The 16,090-nt window shown below is 29.8% G+C and carries 13 protein-coding genes; 7 read left to right on the plus strand and 6 right to left on the minus strand.

What is annotated here, in order from left to right; genetic code table 11:
• Positions 1 to 103 precede the first annotated feature (103 nt).
• A complete protein-coding gene (locus BX611_RS04945; RefSeq protein ID WP_115878990.1) occupies positions 104 to 2,059 on the plus strand; it encodes a hypothetical protein in 1,956 nt (651 codons plus the stop codon).
• 75 nt (positions 2,060 to 2,134) lie between these two features.
• Here the strand turns inward: BX611_RS04945 and BX611_RS04950 are convergent, their stop codons facing one another.
• From BX611_RS04950 to BX611_RS04965, 4 genes are all read right to left on the minus strand, one after another.
• Positions 2,135 to 2,482, minus strand: a complete 348-nt coding sequence (locus BX611_RS04950) for a toxin-antitoxin system YwqK family antitoxin (protein WP_115878670.1) — start codon at positions 2,480 to 2,482, stop codon at positions 2,135 to 2,137.
• Positions 2,483 to 2,920: 438 nt separating this feature from the next.
• The gene (locus BX611_RS04955; protein WP_181897232.1) at positions 2,921 to 4,783 is read right to left on the minus strand and encodes a SulP family inorganic anion transporter; all 1,863 of its coding nucleotides are present in this window, start codon (positions 4,781 to 4,783) and stop codon (positions 2,921 to 2,923) included.
• 51 nt (positions 4,784 to 4,834) lie between these two features.
• Positions 4,835 to 5,464, minus strand: coding sequence for a carbonic anhydrase family protein (locus tag BX611_RS04960; protein ID WP_115878674.1), 630 nt, complete (start codon positions 5,462 to 5,464; stop codon positions 4,835 to 4,837).
• A gap of 225 nt (positions 5,465 to 5,689) precedes the next feature.
• The gene (locus BX611_RS04965; RefSeq protein ID WP_240324975.1) at positions 5,690 to 6,001 is read right to left on the minus strand and encodes a hypothetical protein; all 312 of its coding nucleotides are present in this window, start codon (positions 5,999 to 6,001) and stop codon (positions 5,690 to 5,692) included.
• A gap of 242 nt (positions 6,002 to 6,243) precedes the next feature.
• Between BX611_RS04965 and BX611_RS04970 the strand changes: the two genes are divergently transcribed.
• The 6 genes from BX611_RS04970 (at position 6,244) to phoU (ending at position 11,854) form a co-directional block, all read left to right on the plus strand.
• On the plus strand, positions 6,244 to 7,434 hold the full coding sequence (locus tag BX611_RS04970; protein ID WP_115878678.1) for a porin: 1,191 nt from the start codon (positions 6,244 to 6,246) through the stop codon (positions 7,432 to 7,434).
• A 172-nt stretch (positions 7,435 to 7,606) separates the two neighbouring features.
• Positions 7,607 to 8,557 carry a PstS family phosphate ABC transporter substrate-binding protein gene (locus BX611_RS04975; protein WP_115878680.1) on the plus strand — a complete coding sequence of 317 codons (951 nt, stop codon included), beginning with the start codon at positions 7,607 to 7,609 and terminating at the stop codon, positions 8,555 to 8,557.
• A gap of 73 nt (positions 8,558 to 8,630) precedes the next feature.
• A complete protein-coding gene (pstC, locus tag BX611_RS04980; protein ID WP_115878683.1) occupies positions 8,631 to 9,509 on the plus strand; it encodes a phosphate ABC transporter permease subunit PstC in 879 nt (292 codons plus the stop codon).
• Positions 9,502 to 10,356: a phosphate ABC transporter permease PstA gene (pstA, locus tag BX611_RS04985; RefSeq protein WP_115878685.1), complete on the plus strand. Its 855-nt coding sequence runs from the start codon at positions 9,502 to 9,504 to the stop codon at positions 10,354 to 10,356. Before pstC ends, pstA begins: the two co-directional genes overlap by 8 nt.
• A complete protein-coding gene (pstB, locus tag BX611_RS04990) occupies positions 10,335 to 11,177 on the plus strand; it encodes a phosphate ABC transporter ATP-binding protein PstB (protein ID WP_262510532.1) in 843 nt (280 codons plus the stop codon). The genes pstA and pstB overlap by 22 nt, the downstream gene beginning before the upstream one ends.
• Before the next feature lie 11 nt (positions 11,178 to 11,188).
• Positions 11,189 to 11,854, plus strand: a complete 666-nt coding sequence (gene phoU / locus BX611_RS04995; protein ID WP_115878687.1) for a phosphate signaling complex protein PhoU — start codon at positions 11,189 to 11,191, stop codon at positions 11,852 to 11,854.
• A 20-nt stretch (positions 11,855 to 11,874) separates the two neighbouring features.
• On the opposite strand, the gene BX611_RS05000 is transcribed toward phoU, so the two are convergent.
• Positions 11,875 to 13,659 carry a Na/Pi cotransporter family protein gene (locus tag BX611_RS05000; protein ID WP_115878689.1) on the minus strand — a complete coding sequence of 595 codons (1,785 nt, stop codon included), beginning with the start codon at positions 13,657 to 13,659 and terminating at the stop codon, positions 11,875 to 11,877.
• A gap of 127 nt (positions 13,660 to 13,786) precedes the next feature.
• The gene (locus tag BX611_RS05005) at positions 13,787 to 16,042 is read right to left on the minus strand and encodes an inorganic phosphate transporter (RefSeq protein WP_115878691.1); all 2,256 of its coding nucleotides are present in this window, start codon (positions 16,040 to 16,042) and stop codon (positions 13,787 to 13,789) included.
• Positions 16,043 to 16,090: the final 48 nt, after the last annotated feature.

The following is a 16,090-nucleotide window of genomic DNA, read 5'->3' on the forward strand; positions in this document are numbered from 1 at the left end:
TTTAATTCATAATATATATTTAATGTTTACTTAAGAACTAGGTATTACTAAAAAAGGTTATTTGCACATAATTAATATAAATAATAAATCAAACAAAAAACAAATGAAAAAATCGAGCTTTAAATTTATTGGAATAACAGCTTTAGTTGCGTTATTGACTTTATTTAGTTGTGATGATAATGACCCAAGTCCAATTATAACTCCAGAAAATCCTGTGATTGAAAACTTAAAAGTTGGTGTTATGAATGGAACTTTAGAAGAAAACTTTACTTTAAATGCATCTACTAATTATCAATTAACAGGTTCATTTATTGTAACTGATGGTGTAACGCTTACAATTCCTTCAGGAACTCAAATTGAAGCAGATAATGGAGGTACTGATGTTTATATTGCTGTATTAAAAGGAGGTAAAATTAACATCAATGGAACTTCAAGTAATCCAGTTGTAATGTCTTCTGCAAATGGTAATCCAGGTGATTGGGGAGGTTTAACACTTTGTGGTAAAGCAACAACAACTGCAGGTATTGATGCTGAGGCTGAAGTAGGTGGTTTTATTTATGGTGGAGCTGATGATACAGATAGTTCAGGTTCAATTAAAAATTTAGTAATTATTGGAACTGGTGCTCAAATAAATTCAGAATCTCAATACAACGGAGTTTCTTTTTATGCTGTCGGATCAAACACAATAGTTGAGAATGTAGCGGTTATTAATGGTTCTGATGATGGTGTAGAATTTTTTGGAGGTACAGTTTCTGTTACAAATATTTATTTAGAAAATAATGAAGATGATGCTATTGATTGGACCGAAGGATGGAGTGGAACAATTGACAACGCTTATGTTGCTCATACAATTGCAGGTTTTTCTACGGTTGTAGAAGGAGATAAAGACAATAATAATCCTAAAATTAATAATTTAACTGCAATTTCTACCGTTGGAGGTACAGCATTACAATTCAAAAAGGAATCTGGTGCTACTATTACAAACTTATATTTAAGTGGGTACGATACCAATATTGATATGAAAGATGGTGGAGCATTATCAAATGTAGTAATTGATGGTTCTAATGCTGCTGTTGATGTAGCTTATAATACAGGTACTCAAGTTGATATTTCTAACTGGAGTTTTATTAATGGTCAGTTTGTAGCTCTTGAAGTTTTAAATGGTAGTTTAACTTCAAATAAAACTTTAAATGCTAATACAAATTATACATTAACTGGATCTTACATAGTTCAAGATGGTGTTACATTAACAATTGAAGCTGGTACAAAAATTTCTGCTGATAAAGGTGGTGTTGATGTTTATATTGCTGTTCTTAAAGGGGGTAAAATTGATATTCAGGGAACTGCTGAAAATCCAGTTGTTATGACTTCAGTAAATCCTGCTCCAGCAGATTGGGGAGGTTTAACTATTTGTGGAAAGGCAACAACTACTGCAGGTGTTGATGCAGAAGCTGAAGTTGGTGGATTTATTTATGGAGGTACAGACGATTCCGATAGTTCAGGTTCAATTAAATACTTAGTAATTAAAGGAACTGGTGCGCAAATTAATTCAGAATCTCAATACAATGGAGTTTCATTATATGCAGTTGGTTCAGGAACCATATTAGAAAATATTGCCGTAATTGATGGTGCAGATGATGGAGTTGAATTTTTTGGAGGTACAGTTTCTGTTACAAATATTTACTTAGAAAATAATGAAGATGATGCTGTTGACTGGACTGAAGGTTGGAACGGGACTGTAACAAATACGTATATTTCTCACACTATTTCAGGTTTTTCAACTGCTTTTGAGGGTGATAAAGTAAATAACAATCCAACATTTATTAATGTTACAGCAATTTCAACTGTAGGTGGTACTGCATTACAATTTAAAAAAGAATCTGGAGCAACTATCACTAACCTATATTTAGAAGGGTATGATAAAAATATTGATATGAAAGATGATGGAGCACTTTCAAATGTTCAAATTGATGGTGCAGATGCTAATACAACAGCAGCTTATGATGGTGGAACACAAGTTGATATTTCTTCTTGGTCTTGGATTGGGGCTGAGTTATAAACAGAATTTTTAATAAATAAAAAAAGGGAGCTAATAATTTAGCTCCCTTTTTTTGTTAAGAACATTAATTCGAGGTTAATTAATCACTAAAGCTTTTTCTTCAACTTTAATAATTTTATTTTGGTTATAAGTAACCAAATTTATTTTATCTTCTTTAAAATAAGTCCAAACACCATCTTTTTTCCCATTTAAATAATTTGCAACTGAAGTTTTATTTCCTGCAATATCATAACTAATCCACGTACCGTGTAACTTTCCATTAGCATCAAAAAAACCTTCACGTTCAATAGCATTAGTATTATCTGCAAAATAGTAAGTTGCTTTAACTAAGTCATTGTTTATTTTTTTATAATCTACTTTTTGTTCTTGTGCAAACGCTGTTACACAAAATAATAGAACAACTACTTTTATAATGGTTTTCATAATTATATGTTTAAGTTAAAATCAGTTTTAAATTCTAACTCAAATTTAGGTTATTAGCATTAAATTTACCATTTGTTAACGTTAAGTTTACATTAAGTTTTTCAAAAATTAATCTAAATAACTGGAATAAAGCTATTTATGTATTTTTGTTTTTGACTGGTATAATTTGGAAATTAAAATAAAAAGTTTAATGATTGCTGTTTTATTAAAATAGACCAAATTGATTATTTAATAATTACATAATATTTTAGTTACATAAATCTTAAATAGAAATTAGATATTCGCATCGTGTATTGGTAATTATATTTAATACACCATTTCATATAAATTATTAGTTTTTGTCAACAATATTTTGAAATGAAAAGACCACCAAATTTTGGTGGTCTTTATTTTAAGTGAATTAGAAGAATTATTTAAAAAAATTAATAATTAAATAATTTAGTTGCTGTTTTCTAATTTATTTTTTACCCACGACATGCAATCATTAAAGTTATTGAAAATTCGATCTTCAGAAATAAAATCTGGAATGATATCAATTCGTTCCATCATATATCTCGGTTGGTCTAATAATTTAACAAAAACAACCTCAATATTTTTATTTTTCAAATCTAATAGCATGTCTTCCATTACATATAAACCAGATTGATCCATATATTGCATACGTCCTAATCGGATAATAACCATTGATGCTGTGCTTGGAATTTGCGCTGCTAAAGTCTGAAAATCGCTGGTTGAACCAAAAAATAAAGGTCCTTTAAGGTGTTTTATAAATACTTCTTCTTTTAAGTGCTTAGGGAAATCTATTTCATCTTTCCAGGCTTCTTCTTTTAAGGGTTTAACATCTGATCTTTGTGCTGTTAGATCTCCAATTTTTTTCATGAACATTAAAGATGCTATTACCAAACCAATACCCACAGCATATACCAAATTCCAGAAAGTAGATAATCCCATAACAATAAGCATTATTAATACTTCAGAGCTTAGTTTTATGGACCCTAATTTAATATCTCTTGGTAAACTTGGAATCGCTTTAAGACCTTTATAATCCATAACCCCAATACCTACTGTAATTAAAATCCCTGCTAATACAGCCGCCGGAATTTTTGATGCTATTGGACCTAAACCTAACATTATTATTAAAAGCATAACTCCAGCTATCATTCCGGATAGTTTTGTTTTTCCTCCTGAATTAATATTTACTACAGTACGAATAGTTGCACCTGCTCCTGGAATACCCCCAAATATTGCTGCAATACTATTTCCTATTCCTTGCCCAACCAATTCTTTATTTGGTTTGTGCTTTGTCTTGGTCATATTATCCGCAACTACACTTGTTAGTAATGAATCTATAGCACCCAATAAAGCTAATGTAAGTGCTGTAAAAATATAAGGCATTACACTTCCAAGTTTAAAACTTGTAAATATTTCCAGATTTGGAATTGGCAACCCACTTGGTATTTCTTCAATTGATCTGTAATTTAAACCAAAACTAACTGCAATACCAGACATAACTATTAATGCTACTAACGTACTTGGAACTGCAGTAGTTATACGTTTAAAACCATAGATGATAATAATTGTTCCTAATGCTAATAATAATTCCAACCAATTTATGTTTTGTAATGCTCTTGGAATTACTTTTATTGCACCTAGGGCTCCTGAGGCTTCTTTTGCAGCTAAAGTTTGAGACTCTTTTAAAATATCCTTATCTGAAATTGTTCCTGCTCTATTAATAGTTTCCTTGAAATTTTCAAGAACAAGAATTCCTTCACCAGCTTCTTCCTTTAAAATGTTTTCAAGAATAAGTTCTTCAGCCTGTGGTTTAAATTGCTGAACAAATTCTGCATCTTCTTTTGGGTAATATCCCAATGATGGTAAAATTTGAGTAAGTAAAATAATGACACCAATAGCTGTCATAAAACCGGACACAACAGGATATGGAATGTATCTAATATATTTTCCTAAACCTACAATACCTAAGCCAATCTGCATTAATCCTGCTAATAGAAAAACTGTTAAAATTACTGGTAATGCTTTTGAAAGATCTCCATCATTTGTAGCAATAATTCCAGCAATAACAACCATACTTACGGCTGTCATTGGTGCAGTAGGGCCAGATATTTGAGTGTTTGTTCCACCAAAAAGTGAAGCAAAAAAACTAATAAATATAGCTCCATATAATCCAGCAGTAGGCCCTAATCCTGAAGAGACACCAAACGCTAATGCTAATGGTAATGCAACAATTCCTGCAGTAATACCTCCAAAAGCATCACCTTTAATATTTGAGAATAATTTTTTCATGTGATTTTTTTTATAGATAATTTATATTTTTTTTTGTTCACAATTTAAATCTTATTCAAAAAAATCAACGGCTCCTGTATTAATATCATACATGGCTCCAATAATTTTTATTTCACCCTTGTTTTGCATTTCTGTAAGAACAGGACTTTCTTGTAAGATTCTGTCAATTGTAAGCTGTACATTTTTAGTTGCAACATTATCAACAAATTCACTGTTTTTAGAGTTGCGAAATTTAATATCTTCGGGTTCTTTAATCGCCTCAACTGCCGGTTTTATTTTTGCCAGCATATTCGTTAAATTACCTAATTTGGCATCATCACATGCCCCTTTAACGGCTCCACAACTTGTATGCCCTAAAACAACTATTAATTCGGTTCCTGCAAGCTTACAAGCAAACTCCATACTTCCTAAAATATCTTCATTTACAAAATTTCCTGCAATACGAATACTAAAAATATCTCCTAAACCTTGGTCAAAAACCAATTCAGCAGAAACCCTTGAATCTATACAACTTAAAATTGTAGCAAAAGGGAATTGACCTTCACTGGTATCATTAACTTGCTCTAATAGGTTTCTATTTGCTTTTAAATTATTTTGAAATCTAATATTTCCTTCTTTTAAATATTGTAATGACTTCTCTGGTGTCATTGTTGCTTGAGTTTCTTTAGTATGTGCTTTCATTATGTTTTATTTTTAATACCATGTAAATGGTAATTTATCTAATTCTTTCTAAATGGTTTGTTAAAATTAATCTTAAAAATAGTTCCTTTGTTAAAACAAATATCTAAACATAAGACAACCCAATAAAAAATTATGACCATTCTATTGGTATTTCATTTTTTAAGATTTAAAAAATGAGTTGCAATATTTAGTTAGTGAACTAAAGGTATTAATAGAATAAATATATTATCCTATGTTGAATTCGGGAGGAGGTGATATTAAATTTACGTGGGGTTTAGGGTATTTTTTGAATTGAAATCCCAACTTTTGGTTTTTGAAAGTAACTGGATAAGAGTCTACGACTTCATCTATTTCAGACATCACTAGCTTTAAGTTATTGGTTTCCTCTTCTTCAGATATATTATACAAAGCAGAAATATCTATAGAGTCATCTATTGAAATAATAATTGAAGGCGCTGAAATAATGCCCAAAAATAATACTGTAAAGAAAATAGAAACTGTTTTTTTAAACATCTGTTTTGGTGTACTGAAGTGCAAATATAAAATTAAAACAATATGAAAATGTTAAATATTTTTTAAAAATCATTAAACGGTTTAATATCAGTTTAAAAAAATCTTAATTTATTTAGGTTATAATTGGCTTAAAACCTTAAATTTATATAAGTATTAATGAATCATCAAAATCAATAGCTATTTTTGACTATAAATTAATCATAAGGAAACATTAAGTTAACATAGGTGTTGGTTATTTGCAATGACAAAAAACTAATAATAATTTTATGAAACTTAAATTATCTCTTACGGTATTATTAATATCTTTTTCATTATTTACGGTTGCTCAAGAAACTAATGCACCAAAATTTGGAAAAGGTCTCTTAAATTTAGTTGGACAAGATAGTACTTGGACAATGAATGTTGCAGCTCGAATGCAATTTTTAACCACTGCAAATTTTCAAGAAGGCGAAAGTGGCGAATCAAACTTTTTGGTAAGACGTGCTCGTTTAAAATTTGGTGGTTATGCCTTTTCACCTAAACTTAAATATAAGTTGGAATTGGGACTCTCAAATAGAGATATTTCCGGAGCTTCTCAATTTACAAGCAATGCCCCTCGATATATTTTAGATGCGGTTATTAAATATAATTTTGCAAAAAATTTAGAATTATGGTTTGGGCAAACAAAATTACCAGGTAACAGAGAACGTGTAATCTCTTCTGGAAATATGCAACAAGTGGATCGTTCTTTATTAAACAGTCGTTTTAATATTGATCGTGATTTGGGGATACAATTAAGACATCATTTTAACTTAACGGATAATTTTGTTGTAAAAGAAATTTTTTCAATTGCTCAAGGTGAAGGAAGAAATATTACAAGTGGAAATATTGGAGGGCATCAATATACGGGTCGTATAGAGTTCTTGCCAATGGGAAATTTCACAAGTGGTGGCGATTATTCAGGGAGTGATTTAAAAAGAGAACAAACACCAAAACTTGCTTTGGGTGTATCTTACGATCATAACAATAACGCAGTTAAAAACAGAAGTAACCAAGGTTCGTATATGACCAATGATGTTGGATTTTACCAAACTAATATTAACACTCTGTTTATTGATGCCATGTTTAAATATAATGGATTCTCATTTATGGCTGAATATGCAGACAGAGATGCCGATGATCCGTATGCAAAAAATTCAGATGGGTCTCTTACAGGAGCCGAGGTACAAGTTGGTCGAGGATTAAATCTACAAACTGGTTATTTATTAAATAATGATTGGGAGGTTTCTGGCCGATATACAAATATTGAATTAGACAAGATCGTTACTGGTAAAGATGCAGAAAATCAATACACTTTAGGTGTTTCTAAATATATAGTTGGGCATAAATTAAAAATTCAATCAGATATTAGTGTTTTAGATGTTGCAAATAGCAACAACCAAATTATGTATAGATTACAATTTGATATTCACTTTTAAAAATTTAATACTTTATTTTACCAAATAAGAGAGCTTTAATCTTTCTTCTTTGTTTGTAACTTCTTACAATAAATATCTTAAAGTTCTAAAAACATTAAACAATTAATTTTAGGTTAACCAAAACTTAACAATTGAATCATTTCTTTGTAACATTAAATAAAAAGATAAAAAAATGAAAAAAATAGTATTTATAATCTCTCTTGCAATTGTAGCAATTTCTTGTGGAGAAAAAAAAGAAAAAAAAGCAACTACTGAAACAGCTGTTTTAGAAGGAACTATTAAAGTAGATGGATCAAGTACAGTATTTCCAATTACTGAAGCTGTAGCTGAAGAATTTAGAACAGCTCAACCTAATGTAAAAGTAACAATTGGTGTATCTGGAACTGGTGGAGGTTTCAAAAAATTCTCAAGAGGAGAAACAAACCTTTCAAATGCATCTCGTCCAATAAAAGATAAAGAAAAAGCAGCTTGTGCTGAAAATAATATCAATTACTTAGAATTAGAAGTAGCTTATGATGGTTTAGCAGTTTTAATAAACCCTGAAAATGATTGGGTTGATAACTTTACAGTTGAAGAGTTAAAGAAAATTTGGGAGCCTGCAGCACAAGGAGTAATCATGAAATGGAATCAAATTAGACCAGAATGGCCAAATGAAGAAATACACTTATTTGGCCCTGGAGTTGCTTCAGGAACTTATGATTATTTTACAGAAGCAATTGTTGGTAAAAGTGGATCAAGTAGAGGTGATTTTACAGCAAGTGAGGATGATCATGTTTTAGTACAAGGAATTGCTGGAGATAAATACTCTTTAGGTTTCTTTGGTTTAGCTTACTACGCTGAAAACAAAGATAAATTAACTTTAATAGGTGTTAATAATGGTGAAGAAGTTGTAAAACCAACTTTAGAAACTGTTAGTAATGGAACATACAGACCACTATCTAGACCGTTGTTTATTTATGTAAACAGCACTTCTGTTAAATCTGCTGAAGTTGTTGAATTTGTAAATTTCTATATAGACAATGCAGCTGAATTAGCTGAGGATGTTGGGTATATTCCACTACCTTCAGAATTGTACACGAAGCAAAAAGAAAACTTCAAAGCTTTTGTTGAAAGTAACAAATAATGAAAAAGAAAAAAGTAGAAAATCAGATATCTTAACCTAAGGTATCTGATACTGCTTATTTAAAATATAATTGATGCGCAAAATAAAAGAACTTGTAATTGAAAAATCGCTCTTATCAAGCGCCTTAGTTACAATTGCAGTAACTTTTGGAATTATTTCCGTTTTAGCAATTGAAGCTTTTCGATTTTTTAGTGAAGTTTCAATTTTCGATTTTTTCACAGATACACAATGGACACCTTTATTTACAGATAAGCATTATGGTATTTTACCATTGTTGTCCGGTACACTATTAACATCTTTTATTGCAATTTCAGTTGCACTTCCTGTTGGACTTACCATTAGTATTTATTTAAGTGAATATGCTCCAAGAAGTTTCAGAAAAACAATAAAGCCATTATTGGAGTTATTAGCAGCTGTACCAACTGTTGTTTATGGTTTTTTTGCCTTAATTGTAGTTACTCCATTTTTACAACAGTTTATACCAGGTTTATCAGGATTTAATTCACTTTCAGCGGGTATTGTAATGGGTATTATGATTATTCCATTTGTTTCATCTATTAGTGAAGATGCATTACATGCAGTTCCAAAAGATTTAAAAGAGGCTTCCTATGGAATGGGGGCAACAAAATTACAAACTGCTTTTAAAGTGGTTGTTCCTGCAGCTTCTTCCGGTATTATTGTATCCATAATTTTGGCAATTTCAAGAGCAATTGGTGAAACTATGATTGTAGCCATAGCTGCTGGTCAACAACCACGGTTAACCCTAGATCCAACGGTTCCTGTAGAAACTATTACGGCATTTATTGTTCAGGTAAGTTTAGGAGATGTTCAACATGGTTCAATTGAGTATAGAACTATTTTTGCAGCTGGAATTACATTATTTGTATTTACATTTTTACTGAATACTTTAAGTTATAGAATCAGAAAAAAATACCAAGAAAAATATGAATAGCATTCAAAAAAACAGACTAAAAGATCAGCTCTTCAAAATTTGGGGAATAGCTTGTACACTATTTGGGTTAGTTTTGCTAACTGTATTTATTGGTGATATTTTAATTGATGGAATTAGAAGAATAGATTGGGCTTTTATTACCGATTTACCATCTAGAAAAGCTGAAAAATCCGGAATTTATACAGCTCTAATGGGTAGTATCTGGATTTTAATTCTAACAACAATAATTTCGTTTCCAATTGGAGTGGCAGCTGGTGTATATTTAGAAGAATACAGTAAAAAAAATAGATTATCTGCATTATTAGAAATTAATATTTCAAATTTGGCAGGTGTGCCTTCCATTATATATGGATTATTAGGTTTAGAGGTTTTTGTAAGAATTATGAGTTTAGGAGCTAGTGTTTTAGCAGGTGCATTAACCTTATCTTTATTAATACTTCCAATTATAATTGTAGCTACACGAGAAGCAATAAAAGCAGTTCCTAAATCTATTAGAGATGCTTCGTATGCTTTAGGGGCTTCAAAATGGCAAACAATATGGAATCAGGTTTTGCCTGCTTCAGGAGGAGGTATTTTAACAGGTGTTATTTTAGCACTTTCCAGAGCCGTTGGTGAAACAGCTCCATTAATTGTTGTTGGTGCTTTGGCCTATGTACCATTTGCTCCATCAAACCCAATGGACGAATTTTCCGTTTTACCAATTCAAATTTTTAACTGGATTTCAAGACCACAGCACGGATTTATTGAAAATGCTGCTGCTGCAATTATTATTTTATTATTAATTACCTTCGTAATGAATGGGATAGCGGTTTATTTTAGAAATAAATGGCAAAAGAAATGGAAATAACAATGACAAAAGTAAAAGATAAAAAGAGTATCGATTTAGATAAAGTTGAACAACAATCTTCAACTGATGGTGCTAAAATAGCAATAAAGGATGTAAAAGTTTGGTACGGTGATTTTATGGCAATTAAAGGAATTGACATGAATATTAAGCCAAACACTGTTACTGCGTTTATTGGCCCGTCCGGCTGTGGTAAATCTACATTTCTTCGTTTATTTAATAGAATGAATGATTATGTAGATGGCTTTAAAATGGAAGGGAAAATTAAACTTAACGGAACTAATATTTATAAAAAAAAGGTAAATGTTGAAGAATTGAGAAAAGAAGTTGGTATGGTTTTTCAAAAACCAAATCCTTTTCCAAAATCAATTTTTGAAAACGTTGCATACGGATTAAAAATACAGGGTATAAAAGATAAGAAATTTATTAATGAACGTGTTGAAAAAGCATTGAAGCAGGCTGATCTTTGGGATGAAGTAAAGGACAACTTAAAAAAATCTGCATTGGCTTTATCTGGAGGTCAACAACAACGTTTGTGTATTGCGCGTACATTAGCTGTAGAGCCATCAATTATTTTAATGGATGAACCAACATCGGCATTAGACCCTATTTCAACTGCAAAAATTGAAGATTTAATATTTGAACTCAAAGAAAAATATACAATAGTTATTGTAACTCATAATATGCAACAAGCCAGTAGAATTAGTGATTATACCGCTTTTTTCTATTTAGGTGAACTTATTGAATTTGATAAAACAAAAACTATTTTTACAAACCCGGAAAAACAACAAACCGAAAACTACATTACTGGTAGATTTGGATAAAATATATTATTATGGTAATAAATGCAGAACAGCAACGAGCTTCTTTAAATGAAGCAGGTTTTGAAATGTTAACTTTATGTATTTCGCAATTAGAAAAAGCAACTGAAGCATTTTTGACACATGATAGCGATTTAGCTGAAGAGGTTATAAATACCGAAACACGTGTAAATGCGTTGGACTTAAAAATTGAGAATGATTGTGAAAAATTTTTAGCGCTTTACAATCCTGTTGCAATTGATTTACGTTTTATAATGGCAATTTTAAAAATTAATTTTGACTTAGAACGTATTGCAGATCACGCTTATGGAATTTCAAAATATATAGTTGATCAAGATATAAAAATAGCACCTCATTTATTAAAATCGTTAGAGTTTGAAAAAATGTATAGTACTATTATGATGATGTTTGAAAACATAACGGTAGCTTATGAAGAAAAGGATGTTAAATCGGCTAGAAAAGTATTTAAAAAAGATAAAATTTTAGACAAAATAAATGCAAACTCATTTGCCATTATTGAAAAGGAAATTAAAAAAGATCCTTCAATAATAGATCAAACGTTATTAATTTTTGGGGTTATTAAAAAGTTTGAACGTGTTGGAGATTTAATAAAAAACATTGCTGAAGAAATTATTTTTTATATTGATGCTGAAGTATTAAAGCATAAAAGAAAAAAGTAGAATAAAACAAAAAAGAGTGCTTAAGCACTCTTTTTTGTTTTATTTATATCTCCGTTTTCAAAAAGAGAGTCTTTATTACCATAAAGTAATTCAGCTACTTCAATTAGTTTTTTAATCATGTCATTTACATTGGTATTATCATTAAATAATGAAGATGCCATTTCCGCAGAGATTAAATTTTTTCTAATTAATTTATCTATAGATTTATTGCTTTGCCTTATATTTTCTTTTGCTTTAATTTTTAATTCTTCTAATTTTTCAGCATATTTTTCAGGTTTTTCTTCGGTTCTAAATAGGTAAATAACGCGTAAAACCTGTGTTACTTTTTTTCTAAACCCATTATATTCTGCCAACAAATTTTTATTGTCTAGTGTTAAAGACATGGTTAAGTTTTTATTCAACTCTTTAACATCTTTTATTATTTCAACCATTTTTCGGTTGGCAATTTTAATATCAGTAATCGAATTATTTTGATTTTTGGTTAGTTTAAGGCTGTTTTGAGCCGTTGCAGCGTACCTTAATATTTCTCCATAAATTTTTTTGAATTTTTTATAGTACAAATCTTCAACATTAATATGCATGTCTTTGTTAGATTTTTTAATAACTTTTTTAATTTTCAGGTCGGAGATAATATCTTCTCTATGAATATTTAAACCATGCGCAACAATTTCAAAAACTGCATTTTTATATAAATATTTTGTTTCTTTTATAAGAGCTGATATGGTTGATCCAGGAAATTTTAATACTGCTTCATTCAAATATTTTGGTTCATCAATATCTTTATCTAATTTTTCTTTGAAGAATTTAATTAAAAAAGATTCTAATTTTTTAATAAAAGGAATCATAATTAACACACCAAGAATATTAAATATAGTATGGAACAATGCTAATTTTAAAGTATAATCAGTAGAAGCAATTCTCATTAAAGTAGCCAAATAGTTTACAAAACTTGCCAGGGGAAATATAAATATTAACGCAACTAAACCTGTAACTATGTTAAAAATTAAATGTGCCCCCGCCAATCTTCTTCCCGCAATATTAGATTTTAAAGAACCCAATATGGCAGTTATAGTAGTACCAATATTTGCACCAATTGCCAATGCTAAAGCATTTTCATATTCTATCTGCCCTGCAGCTAAAGCGGTCAAAATTAACGCAAGTGTTGCGCTGCTTGACTGAAGAATAGTAGTTATTACTACTCCTAATCCAGTGTAAATAATTACACCTAAAAATCCGGATATTGCAAATTGAGTTAAATCTATATGTTCTTTAAAAACATCAAATCCTTCTTTCATGTAATGTATTCCTAAAAAGAAAAATCCTAATCCAGCTAATACATTTCCAATACCTTTTAATTCATTTTTAGTTTGAAAAGAGAATACAAGTCCAAAAATTAACATAGGCATTGCCAAAGCCGAGATATTTATTTTTAATCCAAAACCAGCAACCAACCATGCTGTAGCTGTTGTTCCAATATTTGCACCAAATATTAATCCCAACCCGCCAGATAAACTAATTAAACCTGCACTAATAAATGATATGGTAATAACTGAAACAAGTGAACTGGATTGTATAAGAGCTGTTACAAACGCTCCTGCAGTAATACTTTTGTATAATTTATTAGTTGTTTTTTTTAAAATATTTTGAAGTGGACCCCTGGTAAATACTTTAAAACCCTCTTCAAGCATTATCATTCCGAAAAGTAAAATAGCAACTCCTGAGGCAATTGTTTTAAAGTTTGGATTTAAAAATAAAACCGAAGCCAATAGTATTAAAAATACACCAAAAAAAATACGTCTAATCATAAACGAATAATTATTAACAAAGTAAACAAGTAAATTTAATGTTGATTAATTGTAAACTTACTGCAAATAATTAATAAAAAAAAGCCTTCAAAATTTGAAGGCTTTAAAGTATTTAACAAATTAATGATTATTTATTCGCTTTTTCCTGAATATGAAAATCATGAAATAGTTGTAACAAACTCATTAACGCTGAAATTAAATCTTTGGTTTCTAATAAAATTCCAAAATATAAGGAAGAGTTTTTTGGACTACTTTCTTCAGTTCTAATTCTGGCAATTTGCTTATCAATTGATTCAGAAACATAATCGAATATTTCCTGTTTTGCATCAATAATATTTGATAAATCATCAAAATCCTTTTCAGTAAAATCCTTTTCAATTTTATTAAATAGTACTTTTAATTTTTCATTAATTGCACTTAAATCTTTTATTGATGAAGGCTTTAATTGCTTGTGATTGTTATTTACATGCTTATAACTTGTAGTAGAAATATACTCGATAGACTGTGTTATATCTTGTAAATACCCTAAAATTAAAATATAAAATCTACTCGCTTTTACTGAAGAATCGTCTAAAGATTTAATAAAGTAGAACACTTCCTCTCTTAATTCGTTAACTTCTTTATTTAATTTTCTTACGTGCTTTTCAGTTTTAGAAAGCTTGTTTAAATCATGTGAAGATAAATCAATTACAACATTTGAAAATAATTTATTTACACGTTTAACAACTTCCGAAATATGATCAGAACTTTCATTTACAACTTCATTAATTGTAATTAATTCAGCACGTTCCATATATCTTTTTTCCTTTTTTTCTTTTGCTTTTTTGGTATGCCTAATTGAACTTCTTCCAATTAAAAACAACACAACAATAAGTAAAACAGCAACCGAAACAATTTCTCCTAAATAAATAATATATAAAAATATTGCCGAAACCATAAAGGCAGAAAATGCAGTTAAAAACCATCCGCCTATTACATTAAAAACACCAGCAACTCTATAAACAGCACTTTCTCTTCCCCAAGCTCTATCGGCTAATGAAGTACCCATTGCAACCATAAAAGTAACATAAGTTGTTGATAAAGGTAGTTTTAAAGAGGTTCCTATTGAAATTAAAATACCTGCTACAAATAAATTTACAGATGCTCTTACCATATCAAATGCTGGTAATTCGTAAGATTTATCTTTAGGTAATTCAATTATTGGTTTTTGGAATTTAGAATCTATCCATTTTAACGTTGGGGCAGGTACAACTTTAGCTAACCCTGAACTAAATAAAATTGCACCTCGTACCACAGTTCTTGAAACTGCATTTGGCTGAAATTTTTCATGTCCTTCACCTTGTCTTGATAAATTAATTCCTGTTTCAATAACAGATTTCGCTTTTTTAGAGAACCAAAGTGTAATAACCATAATCATACCTGCTATAAATAGCAATGTTGGATTAGAAGGTACTTTTTTAGCTAAAACACCCATTGAAAATTCATTTGCAGCAATACCAGACGCATCCCATTCTTGGTATGAATTCCAGGCAGCAATAGGTACACCAATAAAATTCACCAAATCATTACCGGCAAAAGCCATTGCTAATGAGAATGTACCAATTATTACAATAAATTTTAAAATATTTACTTTAAATATTGAAATTAGTAACTGTGATAAAATAGTCCATATTACAAATCCATAAATAATTATTTCAAAGGTTCTACCTTCAATCAAATGTTTTACGTCATCATAAAATGGAGTTCCTTTCATACCTTTTACAAAAATAAAATAGGTAATTGCTGTAATAGCAAAACCACCAAATAAGGCATTTATAAAACTTTTTCTTTTTTCAAATTGAAAAGAATACAATAATCGTGATAAAAATTGTACTAAGGCTCCTACAGAAAATGCTATAAATACTGAAAGTAAAATTCCAGAAATAATAAGCAATGCTTTTTCTGAATTTATATATTTACCAACATTTGCTAAGGTTTCAGTATCATTATTAGAAATTTTGATAAGAGCCATTGCAACTGCCGCTCCTAATAATTCAAAAACAATGGAAACTGTGGTTGAAGTTGGCATTCCTAATGAATTAAAGACATCTAACAGTAAAATATCAGTAATCATAACAGCCATAAAAATGAACATTATTTCATTAAAATAGAATTCACCAGGGTTAAATATACCTTTACGGGCGACTTCCATCATTCCGCTTGATGTTATTGCACCAAGCGCAACCCCTACACTGGCAATTATTAAAATAGATTTAATTGGAATTGCTTTTGAGCCAATTGCCGAATTTAAAAAGTTTACAGCATCATTACTAACACCAACAACCAAATCAATAATTGCCAATACAGTTAGTGCTACAAGCATTAAAATGTAAATATCTCCCATTTTTATTGTTATTAATTTAATATTATAACTACATATAAATAGTAGCTA

The sequence above is a fragment of the Lutibacter oceani genome (genome assembly GCF_003384935.1).
In the GTDB taxonomy this organism is placed as follows: domain Bacteria; phylum Bacteroidota; class Bacteroidia; order Flavobacteriales; family Flavobacteriaceae; genus Lutibacter; species Lutibacter oceani.

Bases quoted from the DNA above. Each gene is read 5' to 3' on its own strand.
- BX611_RS04945 (WP_115878990.1), top strand. From the start codon at position 104: ATGAAAAAATCGAGCTTTAAATTTATTGGAATAACAGCTTTAGTTGCG.
- BX611_RS04950 (WP_115878670.1), bottom strand. From the start codon at position 2,482: ATGAAAACCATTATAAAAGTAGTTGTTCTATTATTTTGTGTAACAGCG.
- BX611_RS04955 (WP_181897232.1), bottom strand. From the start codon at position 4,783: ATGAAAAAATTATTCTCAAATATTAAAGGTGATGCTTTTGGAGGTATT.
- BX611_RS04960 (WP_115878674.1), bottom strand. From the start codon at position 5,464: ATGAAAGCACATACTAAAGAAACTCAAGCAACAATGACACCAGAGAAG.
- BX611_RS04970 (WP_115878678.1), top strand. From the start codon at position 6,244: ATGAAACTTAAATTATCTCTTACGGTATTATTAATATCTTTTTCATTA.
- BX611_RS04975 (WP_115878680.1), top strand. From the start codon at position 7,607: ATGAAAAAAATAGTATTTATAATCTCTCTTGCAATTGTAGCAATTTCT.
- pstC (WP_115878683.1), top strand. From the start codon at position 8,631: ATGCGCAAAATAAAAGAACTTGTAATTGAAAAATCGCTCTTATCAAGC.
- pstA (WP_115878685.1), top strand. From the start codon at position 9,502: ATGAATAGCATTCAAAAAAACAGACTAAAAGATCAGCTCTTCAAAATT.
- pstB (WP_262510532.1), top strand. From the start codon at position 10,335: ATGGCAAAAGAAATGGAAATAACAATGACAAAAGTAAAAGATAAAAAG.
- phoU (WP_115878687.1), top strand. From the start codon at position 11,189: ATGGTAATAAATGCAGAACAGCAACGAGCTTCTTTAAATGAAGCAGGT.
- BX611_RS05000 (WP_115878689.1), bottom strand. From the start codon at position 13,659: ATGATTAGACGTATTTTTTTTGGTGTATTTTTAATACTATTGGCTTCG.
- BX611_RS05005 (WP_115878691.1), bottom strand. From the start codon at position 16,042: ATGGGAGATATTTACATTTTAATGCTTGTAGCACTAACTGTATTGGCA.